Source organism: Promicromonospora iranensis, assembly GCF_028994775.1.
GTDB classification, from domain to species: Bacteria; Actinomycetota; Actinomycetes; order Actinomycetales; family Cellulomonadaceae; genus Promicromonospora; species Promicromonospora iranensis_A.
In genome coordinates this window covers 496,641-513,913 of record NZ_JAJQMN010000001.1, presented here as the reverse complement: position 1 = coordinate 513,913, position 17,273 = coordinate 496,641, and the positions used below count along the sequence as shown (strand labels likewise).

General features: G+C 71.7%; 15 protein-coding genes. 8 read left to right on the top strand and 7 right to left on the bottom strand.

Annotated features, from left to right (window positions below):
• Window position 1: 1 nt before the first annotated feature.
• Complete coding sequence (locus tag LUU90_RS02310; protein ID WP_275001624.1) at window positions 2-1,279, bottom strand: extracellular solute-binding protein; 1,278 nt, start codon at window positions 1,277-1,279, stop codon at window positions 2-4.
• A 195-nt stretch (window positions 1,280-1,474) separates the two neighbouring features.
• Between LUU90_RS02310 and LUU90_RS02305 the strand changes: the two genes are divergently transcribed.
• Window positions 1,475-2,482 (top strand): LacI family DNA-binding transcriptional regulator, encoded by a 1,008-nt coding sequence (locus tag LUU90_RS02305; RefSeq protein WP_275001623.1) that lies wholly within the window; start codon window positions 1,475-1,477, stop codon window positions 2,480-2,482.
• Window positions 2,483-2,497: 15 nt separating this feature from the next.
• Here LUU90_RS02305 and LUU90_RS02300 read toward each other — a convergent pair whose 3' ends face one another.
• On the bottom strand, window positions 2,498-3,262 hold the full coding sequence (locus tag LUU90_RS02300) for a lysophospholipid acyltransferase family protein (RefSeq protein ID WP_275001622.1): 765 nt from the start codon (window positions 3,260-3,262) through the stop codon (window positions 2,498-2,500).
• Window positions 3,263-3,317: 55 nt separating this feature from the next.
• Between LUU90_RS02300 and LUU90_RS02295 the strand changes: the two genes are divergently transcribed.
• The gene (locus tag LUU90_RS02295) at window positions 3,318-4,007 is read left to right on the top strand and encodes a hypothetical protein (protein WP_275001621.1); all 690 of its coding nucleotides are present in this window, start codon (window positions 3,318-3,320) and stop codon (window positions 4,005-4,007) included.
• Window positions 4,008-4,190: 183 nt separating this feature from the next.
• Here the strand turns inward: LUU90_RS02295 and LUU90_RS02290 are convergent, their stop codons facing one another.
• Window positions 4,191-5,135, bottom strand: coding sequence for an ROK family glucokinase (locus LUU90_RS02290; protein WP_275001620.1), 945 nt, complete (start codon window positions 5,133-5,135; stop codon window positions 4,191-4,193).
• Window positions 5,136-5,300: 165 nt separating this feature from the next.
• Between LUU90_RS02290 and LUU90_RS02285 the strand changes: the two genes are divergently transcribed.
• Window positions 5,301-7,133: an AMP-dependent synthetase/ligase gene (locus LUU90_RS02285; protein WP_275001619.1), complete on the top strand. Its 1,833-nt coding sequence runs from the start codon at window positions 5,301-5,303 to the stop codon at window positions 7,131-7,133.
• 185 nt (window positions 7,134-7,318) lie between these two features.
• On the opposite strand, the gene LUU90_RS02280 is transcribed toward LUU90_RS02285, so the two are convergent.
• On the bottom strand, window positions 7,319-7,864 hold the full coding sequence (locus LUU90_RS02280; protein WP_275001618.1) for a GNAT family N-acetyltransferase: 546 nt from the start codon (window positions 7,862-7,864) through the stop codon (window positions 7,319-7,321).
• 203 nt (window positions 7,865-8,067) lie between these two features.
• Here LUU90_RS02280 and LUU90_RS02275 point away from each other — a divergent pair, with 203 nt between their 5' ends.
• The gene (locus tag LUU90_RS02275) at window positions 8,068-9,294 is read left to right on the top strand and encodes a pyrophosphate--fructose-6-phosphate 1-phosphotransferase (RefSeq protein ID WP_274993740.1); all 1,227 of its coding nucleotides are present in this window, start codon (window positions 8,068-8,070) and stop codon (window positions 9,292-9,294) included.
• Between the two features lie 31 nt (window positions 9,295-9,325).
• Window positions 9,326-10,717, top strand: coding sequence for a class II 3-deoxy-7-phosphoheptulonate synthase (locus LUU90_RS02270; RefSeq protein ID WP_275001617.1), 1,392 nt, complete (start codon window positions 9,326-9,328; stop codon window positions 10,715-10,717).
• A gap of 50 nt (window positions 10,718-10,767) precedes the next feature.
• On the opposite strand, the gene LUU90_RS02265 is transcribed toward LUU90_RS02270, so the two are convergent.
• Window positions 10,768-11,133 carry an Rv2175c family DNA-binding protein gene (locus LUU90_RS02265; protein ID WP_275001616.1) on the bottom strand — a complete coding sequence of 122 codons (366 nt, stop codon included), beginning with the start codon at window positions 11,131-11,133 and terminating at the stop codon, window positions 10,768-10,770.
• A 124-nt stretch (window positions 11,134-11,257) separates the two neighbouring features.
• On the opposite strand from LUU90_RS02265, the gene pknB reads away from it, so the two are divergent.
• Window positions 11,258-13,153, top strand: a complete 1,896-nt coding sequence (gene pknB, locus LUU90_RS02260; protein ID WP_275001615.1) for a Stk1 family PASTA domain-containing Ser/Thr kinase — start codon at window positions 11,258-11,260, stop codon at window positions 13,151-13,153.
• A 52-nt stretch (window positions 13,154-13,205) separates the two neighbouring features.
• Here pknB and LUU90_RS02255 read toward each other — a convergent pair whose 3' ends face one another.
• Both LUU90_RS02255 and LUU90_RS02250 read right to left on the bottom strand, forming a co-directional pair.
• Window positions 13,206-14,372 carry a polyprenyl synthetase family protein gene (locus LUU90_RS02255; RefSeq protein ID WP_275001614.1) on the bottom strand — a complete coding sequence of 389 codons (1,167 nt, stop codon included), beginning with the start codon at window positions 14,370-14,372 and terminating at the stop codon, window positions 13,206-13,208.
• A 9-nt stretch (window positions 14,373-14,381) separates the two neighbouring features.
• Window positions 14,382-14,969 (bottom strand): hypothetical protein, encoded by a 588-nt coding sequence (locus tag LUU90_RS02250; protein WP_275001613.1) that lies wholly within the window; start codon window positions 14,967-14,969, stop codon window positions 14,382-14,384.
• A gap of 129 nt (window positions 14,970-15,098) precedes the next feature.
• Between LUU90_RS02250 and LUU90_RS02245 the strand changes: the two genes are divergently transcribed.
• Together LUU90_RS02245 and LUU90_RS02240 are read left to right on the top strand one after the other, a co-directional pair.
• Window positions 15,099-16,565 carry a DUF4192 domain-containing protein gene (locus tag LUU90_RS02245; RefSeq protein WP_275001612.1) on the top strand — a complete coding sequence of 489 codons (1,467 nt, stop codon included), beginning with the start codon at window positions 15,099-15,101 and terminating at the stop codon, window positions 16,563-16,565.
• A 40-nt stretch (window positions 16,566-16,605) separates the two neighbouring features.
• Window positions 16,606-16,971, top strand: coding sequence for a universal stress protein (locus LUU90_RS02240; RefSeq protein WP_275001611.1), 366 nt, complete (start codon window positions 16,606-16,608; stop codon window positions 16,969-16,971).
• Window positions 16,972-17,273: the final 302 nt, after the last annotated feature.

Below are 17,273 nucleotides of genomic sequence, written 5' to 3'. Positions count from 1 at the left end.
GTCAGTCCAGGCCCGTCCCGATCGAGGTGGCGGCGTCCTGCATCTGCTTCGCCGCGTCCTCGGGGCTCACGTCACCGGCGATCACCTGCTCGATGAGGAGGTCGAGCTCGTGCTCGATCTCGGCCCAGGTCGGGATCGCGGGCGTCGAGCGCGCCGTCTCGAGCACTTCCTGGTAGACGGCGACGGCCTCGTCGTCAGCCAGCGCGGGGTCGTCCCAGGAGGCCTGTACGGCGGGCAGGTCGTGCGAGATCTCGAACCAGTCGACCTGCGTGGCGGGATCGGTGGCGAACTGGACGAACTTCCACGCGGCGTCGGGGTTGGCGGCGTCGGCCAGAACGGCGAGGTTGGAGCCGCCGATGAACGATCCCGTCGCCTCGTCCGCGGGAAGCGGCACCACACCGAACGAGTCGGCGAACTTGTCGCCCGCCGTCGTCAGCAGGTTCGCGCGCTCCCACGGGCCGGAGACGAACGACCCGAGCTTGCCGTCGATGAAGTTCTGCACCTTCTCCTCCTCGACGAGCACCGGCGGGGCCAGTCCGTCGCGCATGAACGAGGAGTAGTACTCCAGCGCCTTGACCTGGGCGTCGTTGTCGAGGGTGAACTCGCCGCCGTCGTCCATGATCTCGCCGCCCGCCTGCCAGTAGAACGGGAGGTACATCAGCGCCGTGGAGTTGCCGCGCGTCTGCAGCGCGATGCCGTGCTCCGCGCCGGCGTCCTGCAGCCCTGCCGCGAAGTCGGTCAGGTCGGCCCAGGTCCTCGGGGCCGCCAAGCCCTCCTGCTCCGCGAGGTCCGTGCGGTAGTACAGGACCCGCGACTCGACGTACCAGGGCACGCCGTAGGACGTCCCGTCGACGACCGTGGTGTCCCATGCGCCCGGGAAGAACGCCTCGGAGTCGATGTCCTCCGGGGTGGGTGCGAGGCCGCCGAGCTCCACGAAGCCGCTCATGAGGGTGGTCCCGACCTGCATGACGTCGGGCACCTCGCCCGTGGCGATGGCGGTGTTGATCTTCTCGGTGGACGACTCCCACGGCACGGGCGTGACATTCACCGTGACGTCGGGGTTGTCCGCCTCGAACTGCTCGGCGAGCTCGGGCAGCAGCTCGCCCTCCGTGCCCATCGCCCAGACCTCGATGGTGCCCGTGGCGGGGCCGTCGGTGATGCTGCTGGAGCCTTCAGCCGTGGTGCCGGCCTCGTCGCTGCGTCCGCATCCCGTGAGGGCGAGGGCCAGCGCGAGGGTCGACGCCGTCGCCGCTCCGGCGAGGCGAGGTGTCCTGTTCACGATCACTCCTTTGTTGATCTGCTGTTCCGAAATTTCGGAGACGAATCTCGGAAAGACCCGGGGAGGTTAGACGCGGCCGGGTAACGTGTCAATGGGCTCCTGCCCGGAATGGTCTGGCTGTGCGCCGAGCTCGCGCGGTCTCCGCTACGATCCTGATTTCGGAAACCAGAACTCGCCCACGCCGACGGAGGACGCATGACACAGGACCAGCCCCGCATCCCGCTCGCCGTCGTGGCGGCCGAGGCGGGCGTCTCGGTCCCGACGGTCTCCAAGGTCCTCAACACACGGCCCGACGTCGCCGGCGCCACCCGCGCCCGCGTCACCGAGGTGCTGGAACGGCACGGTTACAGCGTCCGGCCGCGGTCGGCCAAGCCGACGGGGATGATCGACGTCCGGATCGTCGACTTCGAGGGGACGTGGTCCGAGGCGGTGGTCCGCGGCGCCGTCGCCGGCGCGCGGCGGTTCGGTCTCGACGTGGTGCTGGCCGTCGAGCCCGACCCCGACGACTGCAGCGCCTGGGTGCGCCACGCGCTCGAGCGCGGCACCGACGGCCTGGTCAGCATCGTCGCGGTGCCCGACGCCGAGGCCCGGAGCGCGCTGGAGAAGACCGGCACGCCGCTCGTCGTCGTCGACCCGCGGCAGCGTCCGCCCGAGGGGATGCTCAGCGTCGGGGCCACCAACTTCCAGGGTGGGCTCGAGGCGACGGCGCACCTGCTGGGCCTGGGCCACCGGCGCATCGCCACGATCACGGGAGCGCTCGAGCAGGACAACGCCATCGCCCGGCTCGCGGGCTACCGCGCGGCGATGATCCGGGCCGGCGAGTCCACCGACGACGAGCTCGTGTACGTCGGCGCGTACGGCGTCACCTCGGGGTACGAGGGCGCCCAGCGGCTCATGGCCCTGGACGACCCGCCCACCGCCATCTTCGCCAGCAGCGACGACACCGCCCTCGGCGCCCTGCGCGCGCTGCGCGAGGCCGGCCTGGTGGTGCCTCGCGACGTCTCGCTCGTCGGCTTCGACGACCTGCCGATCGCCCCGTGGATCGACCCGGCGCTCACGACGGTGCGCCAGCCGCTGGCCGAGATGGGCGCCACCGCCGTCGACCTGGTGCACCGGGCCCGGACCGCCAGCGGCCACACGCTCCGCACCGAGCTGGCGACCAGCCTCGTGGTGCGGGCCTCCACCGGTGCGCCGCCCCGCTGACCTACCAGGAGCGGCTCAGCGAGTCGGGCGCTTCGGCTTCTCGACCTCAGGAAGGGGCAGGCCGCCGGGGCCCTCCTCCGACGCGGGGATCGGGGGCTCGCCGCGGGCCGCGCGCTCCTTTGCGCTCGCCGCGTACGCGTCGACGTACTCCTGGCCGGACAGCGCGAGGATGGCGTACTCGATCTCGTCGGCGACGGCGCGCAGCACGAACTTGTCGGTCTCCATGCCCTTGTACCGGCTGAAGTCGAGCGGCTCGCCGATCACGGCGCCGAGCGGCATGAACGTGGGCAGGCCGCGCCCGGGGGGCTGAGCGACGTCGGTGTCGACCATGGCGACGGGGACGACCGGGGCGCCGGACTCGAGCGCCATCCGGGCCACGCCGGTCTTCGCCTTGTAGAGGCGGCCGTCGGGGCTGCGGGTGCCCTCGGGGTAGATGCCGAACAGGTTGCCCTCACGCAGCACGCGCAGGCCCGTGCGCAGCGCGGCCTCGCTCGCGGCGCCGCCGGACCGGTCCACAGGGATCATGCCGATGCCCGTCATGAACCAGGCGACGAACTTGCCCTTGACGCCCTTGCCCGTGAAGTAGTCGGACTTGGCGAGGAAGGTCACCCGGCGCGGGATCAGGAGCGGCAGGATGAACGAGTCGATCACCGCCAGGTGGTTGCTGGCCATGATCGCCGGGCCTGTTCGCGGCACGTTCTTGGCGCCGATCACCCACGGCTTGTAAGCGAGGCGCAGCCAGGGGCCGACCAGCAGGTTCCGCATCACCCAGTAGAACAAGATTCCTCCTCCAGACCCGGCCCCGCGGGCCCCCCGACGACAATAGAGTGTGCCCATGGCCGCATCGAACACCGACGACCGAGACGACGACGTGCCCGGCGACACCCCACGCGAGCTGGGCGACGACGACGTGGCCTCGCGCTGGGCCGACATCGTCGCAACCCTCGGCGACATGGACGTCTCGCGGGCTGCCGGCACGGCCGGCGACCCGGAGAAGCCCGCCGAATCTTCTCAGACTTCGCGGCCCGATGACGAGAGCGCCACCGGTGAGGGCGCCGCCGACCGGTCCGGGAACCGCGCCGGCGACGGTGCGGAGGGCCCTTTTGACGGCGCAGACGGCTCTGTCGACCGCTCGGCCGACCGCTCGGCCGACCGCTCGGACGACCGCTCGGACGACGAGCCGGCGACCGGGCCGCGCGTGATCCTGCCCGCCGGCCCGCGCGACTGGCCGCTGACGCCGGAGGTCGAGGCGCTCGAGGACGAGGACTCCCACTTCACGCCGCCGGAGCCGCCGCCCCTGCTGTCGCGCGACCCGCTGCTCACGATGGCCTGGAGCTTCGTCGTGGGTGTTCCTTCGCTGGCCGTGATCGGGATGATCGTCTCGGCGGCGATGCCGTCGGTGTCGATCCCGCCGCTGGCCGGGCAGATCGGCCTCGGCCTGTTCGTGGCGGGCCTCGGTGTGCTGATCTGGCGGATGCCCCACCAGCGGGACCCCGACGACGACGGGCCGGGCGCCGTCGTGTGACGCGGGCAGGTGCGGCGTCGTCGGATCCGACACGACGCCGGACCCGACACACGGAACCGACACGCGCGCGGAGACGTCAGAAGCTCAGTTCACCCGGGTGAACTGAGCTTCTGACTTTCTCGAGCCTGACTCTCTCGCACCTGATGCCTCAGCGCCTGCCCTGATGCCTCGGCGGGGGAGTGCTCAGCGGCGGGCGAGGTCCGCCGCGCCCACGATGCCCGCCTCGTTGCCGTGCTCGGCCAGCTCGATCTTCGCGACCGGGCGGTGGCCCATGGCGGACAGCTGGGCCTCGAAGCCGCGCCGTACGGGGCCGAGCAACAGGTCGCCGGCCGCGCCGACGCCACCGCCGATGACGATGAGCTCCGGGTCGAGCAGGGCAGCCACCGAAGCGGAACCCTCACCGATCCAGCGCCCGAGGGTGGCGAGCAGCTCGACGGACAGCTCGTCGCCCTCATGGGCGGCCTGCGTCACCATCTTGCCGCGGATCTCGGCAGGGTCGCCGCCCGCGAGCTCCAGCAGCCTGGCAGCCTGGTCGACACGCGCGACGGCGGCGTGCTGGGCGTCGCGCTCCAGCGCACTGCCCGAGGCGTACTGCTCCCAGCAGCCCTCGTGGCCGCAGCCGCAGTAGTGCCCTTCCGGCACCACGCGCATGTGCCCGACCTCCGCCGCCATGCCCCACTTGCCGCGCACGAGCTCCCGCTCGGAGATGACCGCGCCACCGAGCCCGGTGCCGACGGTGAGCATGAGCATGTCGGTGGCGTCGCGGCCCGCGCCGAACCGGAACTCGGCCCAGCCTGCGGCGTTCGCGTCGTTCTCCACCACGATGGGCAGGTCGGCGTCGACCAGCTCGGCCACCTTGGCGGCCAGCGGGTACTCCCGCCAGGCGATGTTGGGGGCGAAGTTCACGGACGTCCGGTCGGGGCTCACGAAGCCCGCGGCGGCGAGGCCGATCGCGCTCACCTCGTGCTCCTTGACGAGCTCGTTGCAGGCGTCGGCGATCGCCCTGTCGATGTGCGCGACGTCGTCGGCGTCGGTCTCCCGCCGCACCTGGGCGAGGATCTTGCCCTCCTCGTCGACGACTCCCACAGCGATCTTGGTGCCGCCGATGTCGACCCCGATGGCGTGCATTCGTCCTCACGTTCTCTCGTTGCACGACGGTCGTACGGACCGTCGAAAAGGAGGCTGCACCGAGTAGGTGCGCACAACCAGGGTAGCGACCGCCGGGAGTGCAACACACGGCGTCCGTTTCCCGGTATCTTTGCAGGCACGGTCAGTACTGCCACTGGAGTCAGAATGGACGAGATCTTCAGCCCGATCCTCATCGAGCTGCCCCCCACCTCCAATCTCAACGATGTACTCGCGGATCGTGTCGGCGCCGGTGCCGACAAGCCGATGATGGAGGTCCCGGCCGGCAAGGGCGAGCCCTGGCGGGTCGTCACGGCCGGTGAGTTCGACGCCCAGGTGATTGCTGTGGCGAAGGGCCTCGTGGCCCGCGGTATCGAACCGGGCGACAAGGTCGGCATCATGTGCCGCACCCGGTACGAGTGGGCCGTGCTGGACTTCGCGACCTGGGCCGCCGGCGCGGTGCCCGTGCCGGTCTACGAGACGTCCTCGGCCGAGCAGGTCGAGTGGATCCTGTCCGACGCCGACGTGAAGCTGATCTTCACCGAGACCGCGGGCAACGCCGCCACCGTCGAAGAGGTGCGCGCCGCCTGCCCGCTCGTGACCGACGTGCTCGTCATCGACGACGGCGCGCTGGACGCGGTGGTGGCCGACGGCGTGGACGTGCCCGACGCCGAGATCACCCGGCGCCGCGCTCTCGCGGACCTCGACGACCTCGCCACGATCATCTACACCTCGGGTACCACGGGCCGCCCCAAGGGCGCCGAGCTGACGCACCGCAACTTCGCGTCGCTCGCCGTGAACGCCGTCGAGGCGGTGCCGGAGGTGTTCGCCAAGGAGGGCGGACGCACCCTCCTGTTCATCCCGATGGCTCACGTGTTCGCGCGGTACATCCACGTGCTCGGCGTGGCCGGCGGCGTGGTCACCGGGCACTGGGCCGACACGACGACGCTGGTCGACGGGCTCGGCGAGTTCAAGCCGACGTTCATCCTCGCGGTACCGCGCGTGTTCGAGAAGGTCTACAACACCGCCGAGCAGACGGCTGCGGCCGGCGGCAAGGCGAAGATCTTCCACTGGGCCACCGCCACGGGTATCGCCTGGTCGCGGGCGCTCGACACGCCGTCGGGCCCGAGCCTGGGCCTGAAGCTCCAGCACTCGGTCGCCAGCGCCCTGGTGTTCTCGAAGCTGCGGGCCAAGCTGGGCGGCCAGGCGGAGTTCGCTGTCTCGGGCGGCGGCCCGCTGGGCGAGCGCCTCGGCCACTTCTACCGTGGTCTGGGCCTCACTGTGCTCGAGGGCTACGGCCTCACCGAGTCCACCGCTCCGGCAACCGTGACCCGTCCGAAGGCGACGAAGATCGGCACGGTCGGCCCACCGCTGCCGGGCTGCTCCGTCAAGATCGCGGCGGACGGCGAGATCCTCCTCAAGGGCCAGAACATCTTCCGGAGGTACCACAACAACGAAGCCGCCACCGCGGAGTCGTTCACCGAGGACGGCTGGTTCCTCACCGGCGACCTCGGCGTCCTGGACGACGACGGGTTCCTCACGATCACCGGTCGTAAGAAGGAGATCATCGTCACCGCGGGCGGCAAGAACGTGGCGCCGTCGAATCTCGAGGACCGGATCCGGTCGCACGCCCTGGTCAGTCAGTGCGTGGTGGTCGGGGACGGCAAACCGTTCATCGGGGCGCTCATCACGCTCGACGCGGAAGGGCTGCCGGGCTGGCTGAAGATGCACGGCAAGCCCGCGCTGTCCGTGGACGAGGCGCGCAAGGACCCCGACGTCCTGGCCGCGCTGGACGAGGCGGTGCAGCGTGCGAACAAGGCGGTCTCGAAGGCCGAGTCGATCCGCAAGTACACGGTGCTGTCGAGCGACCTGACCATCGAGAACGGGTACCTCACGCCGAAGCAGAGCGTGAAGCGTTCGGTGTTCCTGAAGGACTTCGACGAGGACGTCGAGCGTCTGTACGCGGACAAGAACAAGGAGAGCCTGCACCTCATCGGCTGAGGCTCCTGGGCCGGTTGCCGACTTCGGTCGGTTGCTGGTGGGCGTCACGACTTCGGTCCGTTGCTCTGAGATCGGTCAATCGAACGACCGATCTCAGAGCAACGGACCGAAGTCGTAGCGGTGCTGAGGCAACCGACCGAAGTCGCACGGCCGCGCGCGGCCGTCGTGCCGTGGTCCGCTGCCCGCTATCCCGTCGTCAGCGAGATCCACGTGTCCGGCGGCAGGTCTGGCCGCCCGGGCACCGCCCGGTGCTCCTCGGTCCACGCCTGCCCGACGGCGTCGGTGGCCACCGCCCGCCAGAACCGCACGGCGGGCGGGTTGGCGTCCTGGAACGCGATCTCCCAGCGGCCGGGGAAGCTCGCCAGGGTGTGTGCCGCGAGCTCGCGCCCGATGCCGCTGCGACGCGCACCGCGCACCACGAAGAACGAGCTGAGCACGTGGATCGGGCCGTCGAGGCCGCGCACGAGCGCGAAGCCGACGGGTGACGCCGCGGCGCCTGCGGGCTCCACGTCTGGCTCGAGGTGGGCGATGAGTCCGTGCCGGCCCACGTCGGTGAACGTGGCGTCGAGCCGTTCGCGCCGGAACTGGCCGGTCGGGTCGGGGAGCGCCCCCGTGACCTCCGACATGTCGTGCCGGAACAAGAGCCAGAGCCGCTCCAGGACAGGGCGGTCGTCGGGCGTCGTCGGGCGGATGCTGAGCCGTGCGTGCGGGGATCCGGGAAGGTTCGTCATAACGCAAAGCCTCCCGGGCCGCTAGGCACCGGGAGGCTCACCCTCATTATCGCACGACCGGGGCGCCCGCCAACAGGGTGCTCATTCACCGGACGTGCCGGGCGCGGTCGTCGGCCGTCAGTAGGATGACGACGAAGGGTGCCGCGCGGGCGATCGCCGGCCGTGGTGCCCGTGAACTTTCCCTGATGAGAGGTGCTCCTCCGATGGCTGTTCGTCGTGTGGCCCTGCTGACCGCCGGCGGCTTCGCGCCCTGCCTGTCGTCCTCGGTTGGCGGCCTGATCGAGCGTTACACCGAGCTCGACCCCGAGATCGAGATCATTGCCTACCTGCACGGCTACCACGGCCTGCTGACCGGCAACAAGATCGAGATCGGCGAAGAGGCGCGTGCCCAGGCCCCGATCCTGCACCGCTTCGGCGGCTCGCCGATCGGCAACTCCCGCGTGAAGCTGACCAACGTCAAGGACGCGGTCAAGCGCGGCCTCGTCAAGGAGGGTCAGGACCCGCTGCACGTCGCCGCGGAGCAGCTGAAGGCCGACGGCGTGGACGTGCTGCACACGATCGGCGGCGACGACACCAACACGACGGCCGCCGACCTCGCCGCCTACCTGCACGAGAACGGCTACGAGCTCACCGTGGTGGGCCTGCCGAAGACCATCGACAACGACGTGGTGCCGATCAAGCAGTCGCTGGGTGCGTGGACCGCTGCCGAGGAGGGCGCGAAGTTCGCGGCCAACGTCATCGGTGAGAACCGCGTGGGCCCGCGCATGCTGATCGTGCACGAGGTCATGGGGCGGCACTGCGGCTGGCTGACGGCGGCCACCGCGAAGTCGTACCGCGAGTGGCTCGACGCCCAGGAGTGGGCCCCGGCCCTCGGCCTGTCCCGTGAGCGCTGGGACGTGCACGCCGTGTTCCTGCCGGAGCTCGAGATCGACCTCGAGGGCGAGGCCAAGCGCCTGCGCGGCGTCATGGACGAGATCGGCAACGTCAACATCTTCCTGTCCGAGGGTGCGGGCATGCACGAGATCGTGGCCCAGCTCGAGGCCGCCGGCGAGACCGTGGAGCGCGACCCGTTCGGGCACGTGAAGCTCGACACGATCAACCCGGGCCAGTGGTTCGCGAAGCAGTTCGCGGAGAAGCTGGGCGCCGAGAAGACGATGGTGCAGAAGTCGGGCTACTACTCCCGCGCCGCCGCCGCGAACAGCGACGACCTGCGCCTCATCAAGTCGATGACCGACTACGCGGTCGAGTGCGCGCTGCGCGGCGAGTCCGGCGTCATCGGCCACGACGAGGAGGACGGCGACAAGCTCAAGGCGATCGCGTTCCCGCGCATCGCCGGCGGCAAGGCGTTCGACGTCTCGCAGGAGTGGTTCGGCGAGATCCTCGCGGACATCGGCCAGCCGCTCGTGCCGGCCGCCCCGGCGGAGCACTGAGCACGGTGCGGGCACCACGACCGGCGAGCCGATGAGCACTGCTACCGACCCGGCCCAGACAGGTCCGGCCCAGACCGGTGCGGCCGAACGGTCGGCTGGTCCGGCTGGACTGGACCACTACCGCACGCTCACGGCGCTCCAGCAGCCCACGTGGCCGGACCCGGCCGCGCTGGCGGCCGCGACCGGCCGCCTGGCGCAGGCCGCGCCCATCGTGGTGCCCGCACAGGCCGACATCCTGACCGAGCGGCTCGCCGCCGCCGGCCGGGGTGAGGCGTTCCTGCTCCAGGGCGGGGACTGCGCGGAGACGTTCGCCGAGGCGAACGCCGACCGCATCCGCAACAAGGTCCGCACCATCCTGCAGATGGCAGTGGTGCTCACCCACGGCGCGAGCACGCCGGTGGTGAAGATGGGCCGGATGGCCGGCCAGTACGCCAAGCCGCGCTCCAGCGACACGGAGACGCGCGACGGCGTGACGCTGCCCGCCTACCGCGGCGACATGATCAACGGGTTCCCCTTCACCCCGCAGGACCGCACGCCCGACCCGGAACGCCTCGAGCAGGCCTACCGGATCTCGGCGGCCACGGCCAACGTGGTGCGGGCCTTCACGCAGGGCGGCTTCGCCGACCTGCGCCAGGTGCACGAGTGGAACCGCGGCTTCATGCGCAACCCCGCCTACGCGCGGTACGAGAAGACGGCGGACGAGATCGACCGCGCGATCCGGTTCATGCACGCGTGCGGTGCCGACTTCGACGCGCTGCGTTCCGTCGAGTTCTTCCTGAGCCACGAGGCCCTGGTGCTCGACTACGAGCGGGCACTGACGCGCACCGACCAGCGCACCGGCAGGGCCTACGACACGAGCGCGCACTTCCTCTGGATCGGGGAGCGCACGCGCCAGCTCGACGGCGCCCACGTCGACTTCATGTCTCGCATCGCCAACCCGATCGGCGTGAAGCTGGGCCCGACGACGACGCCGCACGACGCCCTGGCGCTCACCGAGCGGCTCAACCCGGAGAATGTGCCCGGCCGGCTCACGTTCATCACGCGCATGGGCGCCGGCCGGGTCCGCGACGTGCTGCCGTCCATCGTCGAGGCCGTCACCTGGTCCGGCGCGAACGTCACGTGGGTGACGGACCCGATGCACGGCAACACCATCACGTCGGACAGCGGGTACAAGACCCGCCGGCTGACGGACGTGCTCGACGAGGTGGCGGGCTTCTTCGAGGTGCACAAGACACTGGGCACGGTGCCGGGCGGCCTGCACATGGAGCTCACGGGCGACGACGTCACCGAGGTGCTGGGCGGATCCGAGGAGATCTCCGACGCAGGCCTCGCCCTGCGCTACGAGACGCTCGTGGACCCGCGTCTGAACCACCAGCAGTCGCTGGAGCTGGCGTTCCAGGTGGCGGAGATGCTCCGCCGGTAGCGACCGGCCGATATTGACCGGCGGAGCACAGACCGGCGGAGCACCGACCGTCAGAGCAGCGTCTGCGCCACCCGGCGCACGGCGGCGCGCTTGCCGTTGATCAGGGCGTCCACCGGCTGCTCACCGAGCTCGTCGTTCGGCGTGAACAGCCACTCGAGGATCTCCTCGTCGCTGAAACCGCCGTCGGCCAGCACCATCACCGTGCCGCGCAAGGTCGGGATCACACCGGGGCGGCCGTCGACCTCCGGGAGCACGAACTTGGCGGGCACCTCGAAGATGGTGCGCTCGCCGCGCTTGATACCGACGACGTGCCGGTCACGGACCAGGCCACGCGCCTTGCCGACCTCGATGCCGAGGGTCTCGGCAAGGTCGGGCAGGTTCAGCCATTCGCCCACGAGGGCGTCGAGATCTGTCACGGTAGAAGGGTATGCGACGGGGCGTGGGCCTGTGCGCCGCAACGATCCGGCAACGGCTCCCGCCCGCTATGAGTGTTTCATTCGGGCCGTGGGTGGTCCCCCGTACACTCCCACCGTGGCTCAGGTGACGGCAGACCCTCTCATCGGCCGCCTGGTCGACGGGCGGTACGAGATAGTCGCGCGCGTGGCGCGCGGCGGCATGGCCACGGTGTACCGCGCGCACGACAGCCGCCTGAACCGCGAGATCGCGCTCAAGGTGATGCACCCGCACCTGGCGGAGGGTGAGCAGGCCGCGAGCTTCCGGCAGCGCTTCGAGCGGGAGGCCCGCTCGGCGGCCGGCCTGCAGCACCACGGTGTCGTGGCGGTCTACGACCAGGGCACCGACGGCGACATGCGCTACCTGACCATGGAGTACGTGCCGGGCACCAACCTGCGCCAGCTGATCAGGGACGGCAGCCTCACGCTGCGCCGTTCGTTCGCGATCCTCGACGTGGTCCTGTCGGCGCTGGCCGCCGCGCACGCCAAGGAGATCGTGCACCGCGACATCAAGCCCGAGAACGTGCTGCTGGAGGCGGGCACCGGCCGCCCCAAGGTCGCGGACTTCGGCCTGGCCCGCGCCGTCTCCGAGGTGTCCAACACCACCACGGGCACCGTGCTGGGCACCGTCGCCTACCTCGCTCCCGAGACCATCTCGACCGGTCACGTCGACATGCGCGCCGACGTGTACGCCGTCGGCATCCTCGCGTTCGAGATGTTCACCGGCCGCCTGCCCCACGAGGGGGAGGGACCCATCCAGGTCGCGTACGCGCACGTCAACAGCGACGTGCCGCCGGTGAGCGCGTTCGCCGGCCACCTCGGGCGCCCGCTGGACCTGCTCGTCCGTTCGCTCACCGCCCGCGACCCGGACCGCCGTCCCCGTGACGCCGCCATGGCGCTCGACGCGCTCCGGAACACGTTCCAGCGGATCCCGAACGAGGTGCTGGACATCCCCGCCAGCGCGGCGCCGCCGCCGTCGCCTGCCGCCGTGAAGGCCGCGCGTACCGCCGTGGTGGAGCGGCCCGCGGCCGGGCGCTGGGTGGCCCACCAGCCGGCCCAGCCCCAGCCCCCGGTGCCGGCGGCACCGCCGGCGCCGAAGGCCCGGCGCGGTAGCAAGGTCCTGCTCGCCCTCGCGCTGATAGCGGTCCTCCTCGGCGCCTGGTGGTACACCGAGAGCGGCCCGGGCGCCTACGCGGTCGTACCCGACGGCGTGGTGGGCGTCACCGTGGAAGCGGCCGAGGAGGCGCTGACCGCGGCAGGGCTGAGACCGACGAGCGTGCAGCAGCACGACTCGGACGTGCCGGAGGGCGAGGTCATCTCGGCGGTCCCGGGCGAGGGGCAGCGCTGGCACCGGGACGAGCCGGTGCGCCTGGTGGTCTCCCTCGGCCAGGAGCTGGCCGAGGCGCCGGCGGGCCTCGTCGGCATGGACGAGCGTGCGGCACGGGCCGCTCTCAAGGGCGTGGGCCTGACCGACATCGAGGTCTCGCGCGAGTACACCAGCGACGGCCCGCGGGACGAGGTCATCTGGGCGTCGGTCCGCGACGGCGACATGGTGCCGACCGACGAGCGTGTGCGGCTCACCGTGTCGGACGGGCCGCCGCCCGTCACGGTCCCCGACGTCGCGGGCCTGGAGGTCGACGATGCCACCGCGGCGCTGAGCGCCGAGAAGTTCAAGGTCGCTCGGGAGGACGTCTTCGACGAGGAGGCGCCGGCCGGCACGGTGATCTGGACGGAGCCCGACGGAGACAAGGGTGCCGCCGAGGGCGGCACCGTCACGGTGTTCGTCAGCCTGGGCCCGGAGGGCACCGTCCCCGACGTCGTCGGGATGTCCGTCGAGGACGCCCAGGACACGCTGGAGAAGGCCGGCTACGAGGTCGAGCTGCGCGGCTTCGGCGAGCTGTTCGGCGAGGGCGTCGTGGAGACCGACCCGGTCGCGGGTGAACAGCTGAAGCAGGGCGGCACGGTCACCATCTGGACCCTGTGACCCAGACCCTGTGACCCAGATCGCGTGACCCAGACCCTGTGACCCGAACCGTTCAGGCCGCCCGGTCGACGGCGGCGTGAGCCAGGTCGGTGAGAACGCCCTTCCCGGGCTCGGCCAGATGGGCGAGGTCCAGCAGCGCGTGGGCACGGACCGCCAGGTCGGCGATCAGCTGCTCGACCGCGTCCAGTGCACCTGAGCCGACGATGACCTCGCGGACCCGGGCGACGTCCTCCTCGGAGAGGTCGGGGTCGCCCAGCGCGGCGGTCAGCGTCGCTGCCTCCGGCCCGTCCGGGTCGTGGAGCAGGGCAAGGGTGCGCGCCACGATCACCGTGCGCTTGCCCTCCCGCAGGTCGTCGCCCGCGGGCTTGCCCGTGACCGCGGGATCGCCGAAGACGCCGAGCACGTCGTCCCGGAGCTGGAAGGCCTCGCCGAGGGGCAGGCCGGCCGCCTCGATGTCGGCCGCCGCCTCCGTCCCCCGGCCGGCCAGCAGCGCGCCCAGGGCGAGCGGCGCGGCCACCGAGTAGCTGGCGGACTTGGCGCGCAGCACCTTCCGGGCACGCTCCTCGTCCGACCCAGGGTCGTCGCCCCAGGGCTCGGCCTGGACCAGTACGTCCAGGTACTGGCCGACGACCACCTCGCTCTGCATGGCGTCGAACCGGGCACGGGCCGCCTCGGCGACATCGGCGGGCAGCGGAGCGAGCGCCGCCGACAGCTCACGCTGGGCGGCGAGGAGCACGAGGTCCCCGAGCAGGATCGCTGCGGCGTCGCCGAACCGCACGGGCTCGCCGGACCAGCCGGCGTCGGCATGCTTGGCGGCGAACGCGCGGTGCGTGGTGGGGCGGCCGCGGCGGGTGTCGGAGTTGTCCATCACGTCGTCGTGCAGCAGCGCCGCTGCCTGGAAGAGCTCGAGCGCGGCGCCCACCCGGACCGTGGCGACCCGGGCGGGGTCGGCCGGATCGGCGGAGCCGCCGTGCGCACGGAAGGACCAGTAGCAGAACGCCGCCCGCAGCCGCTTGCCGCCCATCAGCAGCCCGGCTGCTTCCTCGACCATGGCCTCGGCGCTCGGGCTGATCGCGCCGACCTCGGCGGTCAGCCGGCGGAGGTGAGCGGTCACTGCGGCGTCGACGTCGGCACGGAGGTTCTCGGTGTCGAGCAGAGCCGCGGGGTTCTGGGCAGCCGCGGGGTTCAGGGCATCGGTACGGGTGGAAGAGACTGACACGGCCCCAGCCTATGGGGTACGGACGGTACCGCTGATCGAGGCGAGGCGGCGCTCACCGTCGTCCAGCACGCCCACGACGAGCGACTCCTGGACCTCACCAGACTTCGACCTGGAGACCCGCAGGAAGGCGGTCTGCGCGGTCAGGCCGCTCGACTCCGGTGCCGCGATCTGCTTGAAGCCCTGTTCGACCAGGATCTGCTTCGCCTGCGCCACGACCTTCTTGGCCGGCAGGCTCGAGGCCAGGTTGAGCGTCACCTGCGTCATCGGGACACCGCTGGCCTTCGAGTCCTTCGAGTTCTTTGAGTCCTTCGGGGCGGGTACGGGGCTCGCCGACGAGGCGAGGAGGGTGGCGCCCTCCGGCATCGGGAACAGATCGGTGGGGAAACCCTCCGCGTAGATGGCGACGGCCGACGACGGGTCGAAGGTCGGCAGCTCGGCCGGACCGCCGGACACCGCGGCACGGGGCTCCGGCGTGCTCTCCGTGATGGCGGCCGACGCCCCAGGCCCTGCCCCGGTGCCGCACCCCGCGGTCGCGAGCGCCAGACCGACAGCGGCGGCGAGCGCTGCCGTGCGGCGGGCGGTGGCGAGACGAGGCATGTCGGACACCGTAGCCGGAGAGACCCTCACGTGGACAGCACGCGGGTCCTGGCCCGACCACAGGAGATCCGTTGTCCACACGGCCCTCCTGGGCGCGCCACGGTCCCGCGGGGCGGCTGGGATCGACGCATGGACCCCAAGGACGTCACCTCGAAGAACATCACCTCGAACAACAGGGCCTCGAACATCACCTCGAACAACAGGGCCTCGAACAACAGGGCCTCGAAGAACCTCGGTCGGCGACCGGCGGTGCCGAACGCCACGGTCGTCCGCGTCGCGGGGCCCGAGGACCTGCTTGCCTACATCCCGTACCGGCTCGGTTTCGAACCCGCCGAGTCCGTCGTCGCGGTCAGCCTGACCGGGCCGCGCCAGCGCGTAGGGCTCGTGGCCCGGGTCGACCTGGACGACCTCCGCCTGCGGCAGCCGGACGACCCCCAGGGGCCCGACGGTGCGGCGACCGCCCGCTGGCTCGCCGACCACGTGGTGGCCGACGGCGCGGACCGCGCGGTGGTCGTGCTGTACACCGCCACCGACCCCGCCGCGCCGTCGGGAGCCGCGCGGCGCGCCGTCGACCTGCTGAGGGCACGGCTGGAGCGCCGGCTCCCCGGGACCGAGGTGTGGCTCGTGGCACCCACGGGCTTCCGGGCGCTCGACTGCGCCGACCCGACGTGCTGCCCGGCCGAGGGCCGGCCGCTGTCCCTGCTGAAGAGCAGCCGGGTCGCCGCCCACATGGTGCTGGAGGGCCGCACGGTCGCCGGTACCCGCGAGGAGCGGTACTCCCTGCGCGCCGTGCCCGAGACGGCCCGTACCCAGGCCCGGAAGGCCGCAGCCCGCTGGACCGACACCTACCGGCGGCTGCTCAACGACACCAGGTTCCCGGATGGGGGCGGGCCCGTCGACCGGGCGGCACGGATGGATCACGGGACCCCGTCCGCCTCGGCCGCGCGCCCCGAGCGGCGTCCGGGTGCTGCCTTCGGCTCGCGAGCGATCGAGGCGCAGGCCCTCCGCGCGGAGCGGGCGCTGGGGGAGTGGGGTGCCGAGAGCCTAGGCCTGTGGCGTTCCGCGGTGCGTCAGGTGGCCGGCACCGCGCCCGGGCAGCCCATGTCGCTGTCGCCGGTCGACCTCGGCAAGATCGGCGCGGCGCTGGCGGACACGCCCGTGCGGGATGCCGTGCTGCTGAGCCTGGCGCCGGGCACCGAGGAGACGGCGCTGCGGACCGCGCAGCGGCAGGTGGACGGCGACACGGACATGGCGACGGGGGCGGTGCTGGCCCGGATCGTCGACCCGGAGCAGGGCGTCCCGCCGGACGAGGCCATCACGCAGGCGGCACGCCAGGTCCTGGAGGCGGTGGTCACGCACGTGCCGCGGAACCGGCGGGCGCCTGCATACCTGCTGCTGGCGCTCGTCGCGTGGTGGCACGGCGACGGCGGGCTGGCGACCGAGCGGGTGTCCGACGCGCTCGGCGTGGACCCGGACTACCGGCTCGCGCTGCTGCTGCGCGGTGCGATCGTCGGGGGAGTCCCGCCGGGCTGGGTCCGCCGCGAGCAGGGCTCGTTCCGCGGCGAGGCCGAATCGGAGGAGGCTGCCGCCGTGTGAGGCACTGACGGGGCCGCCACGTGCGGTAGCGTCGGTGGACATGACGATCGTCGTCGGCCAACTCGCCACGCCCGAAGGCCAAGAGGCTCTCAGTTCCGCAGTTTCCGAGGCCCGGGAGCGCAACGTCCCGCTGGTCGTCGTCACCAACGGCAAGCGCCCGGAGGACGAGTGCCGGGCCGAGGCCGACGAGCTCGTCCGCAGGCTCGCCGGCGAGGTCGACGTTCGGGTGGAGCACGGCACCGGCGACCTCGCCGAGGACCTGATCCGCACCGCAACGAGCACCGGTGCCGAGCTCATCGTGATCGGCCTGCGTAAGCGCAGCCCCGTCGGCAAGCTCATCCTGGGCGCGGGCGCGCAGCGGATTCTCGTCGAGGCACCGTGCCCGGTGCTGGCCGTGAAGGTCTGAAGCGCCCTGTCGCCCTCTGACGCGCTCTGTCGCGTGGCCGGGCCCCGGTGCACTGCCCAGTAGTTCTGCCCAGCAGTTCTGCCTGGTAGTCGTGCCCGCGTGAGCTGCGTCTGCGTGGCTCCGCCGTGTGCACGGTCCGGTCCAGAGCCCGGTCCCGTACCCGGTCGAAAGCCTGGTCCAGGGCGCGTCCGCGGAGCCGGGAATGGTCGGGCGGTCCCGTTCGTTGACTCTTGGCACGCGAAATCAGATACATCCGCGGGGCTGCCCCGCCCGACGTGACTTCGCACTGACTTTGCCCATAT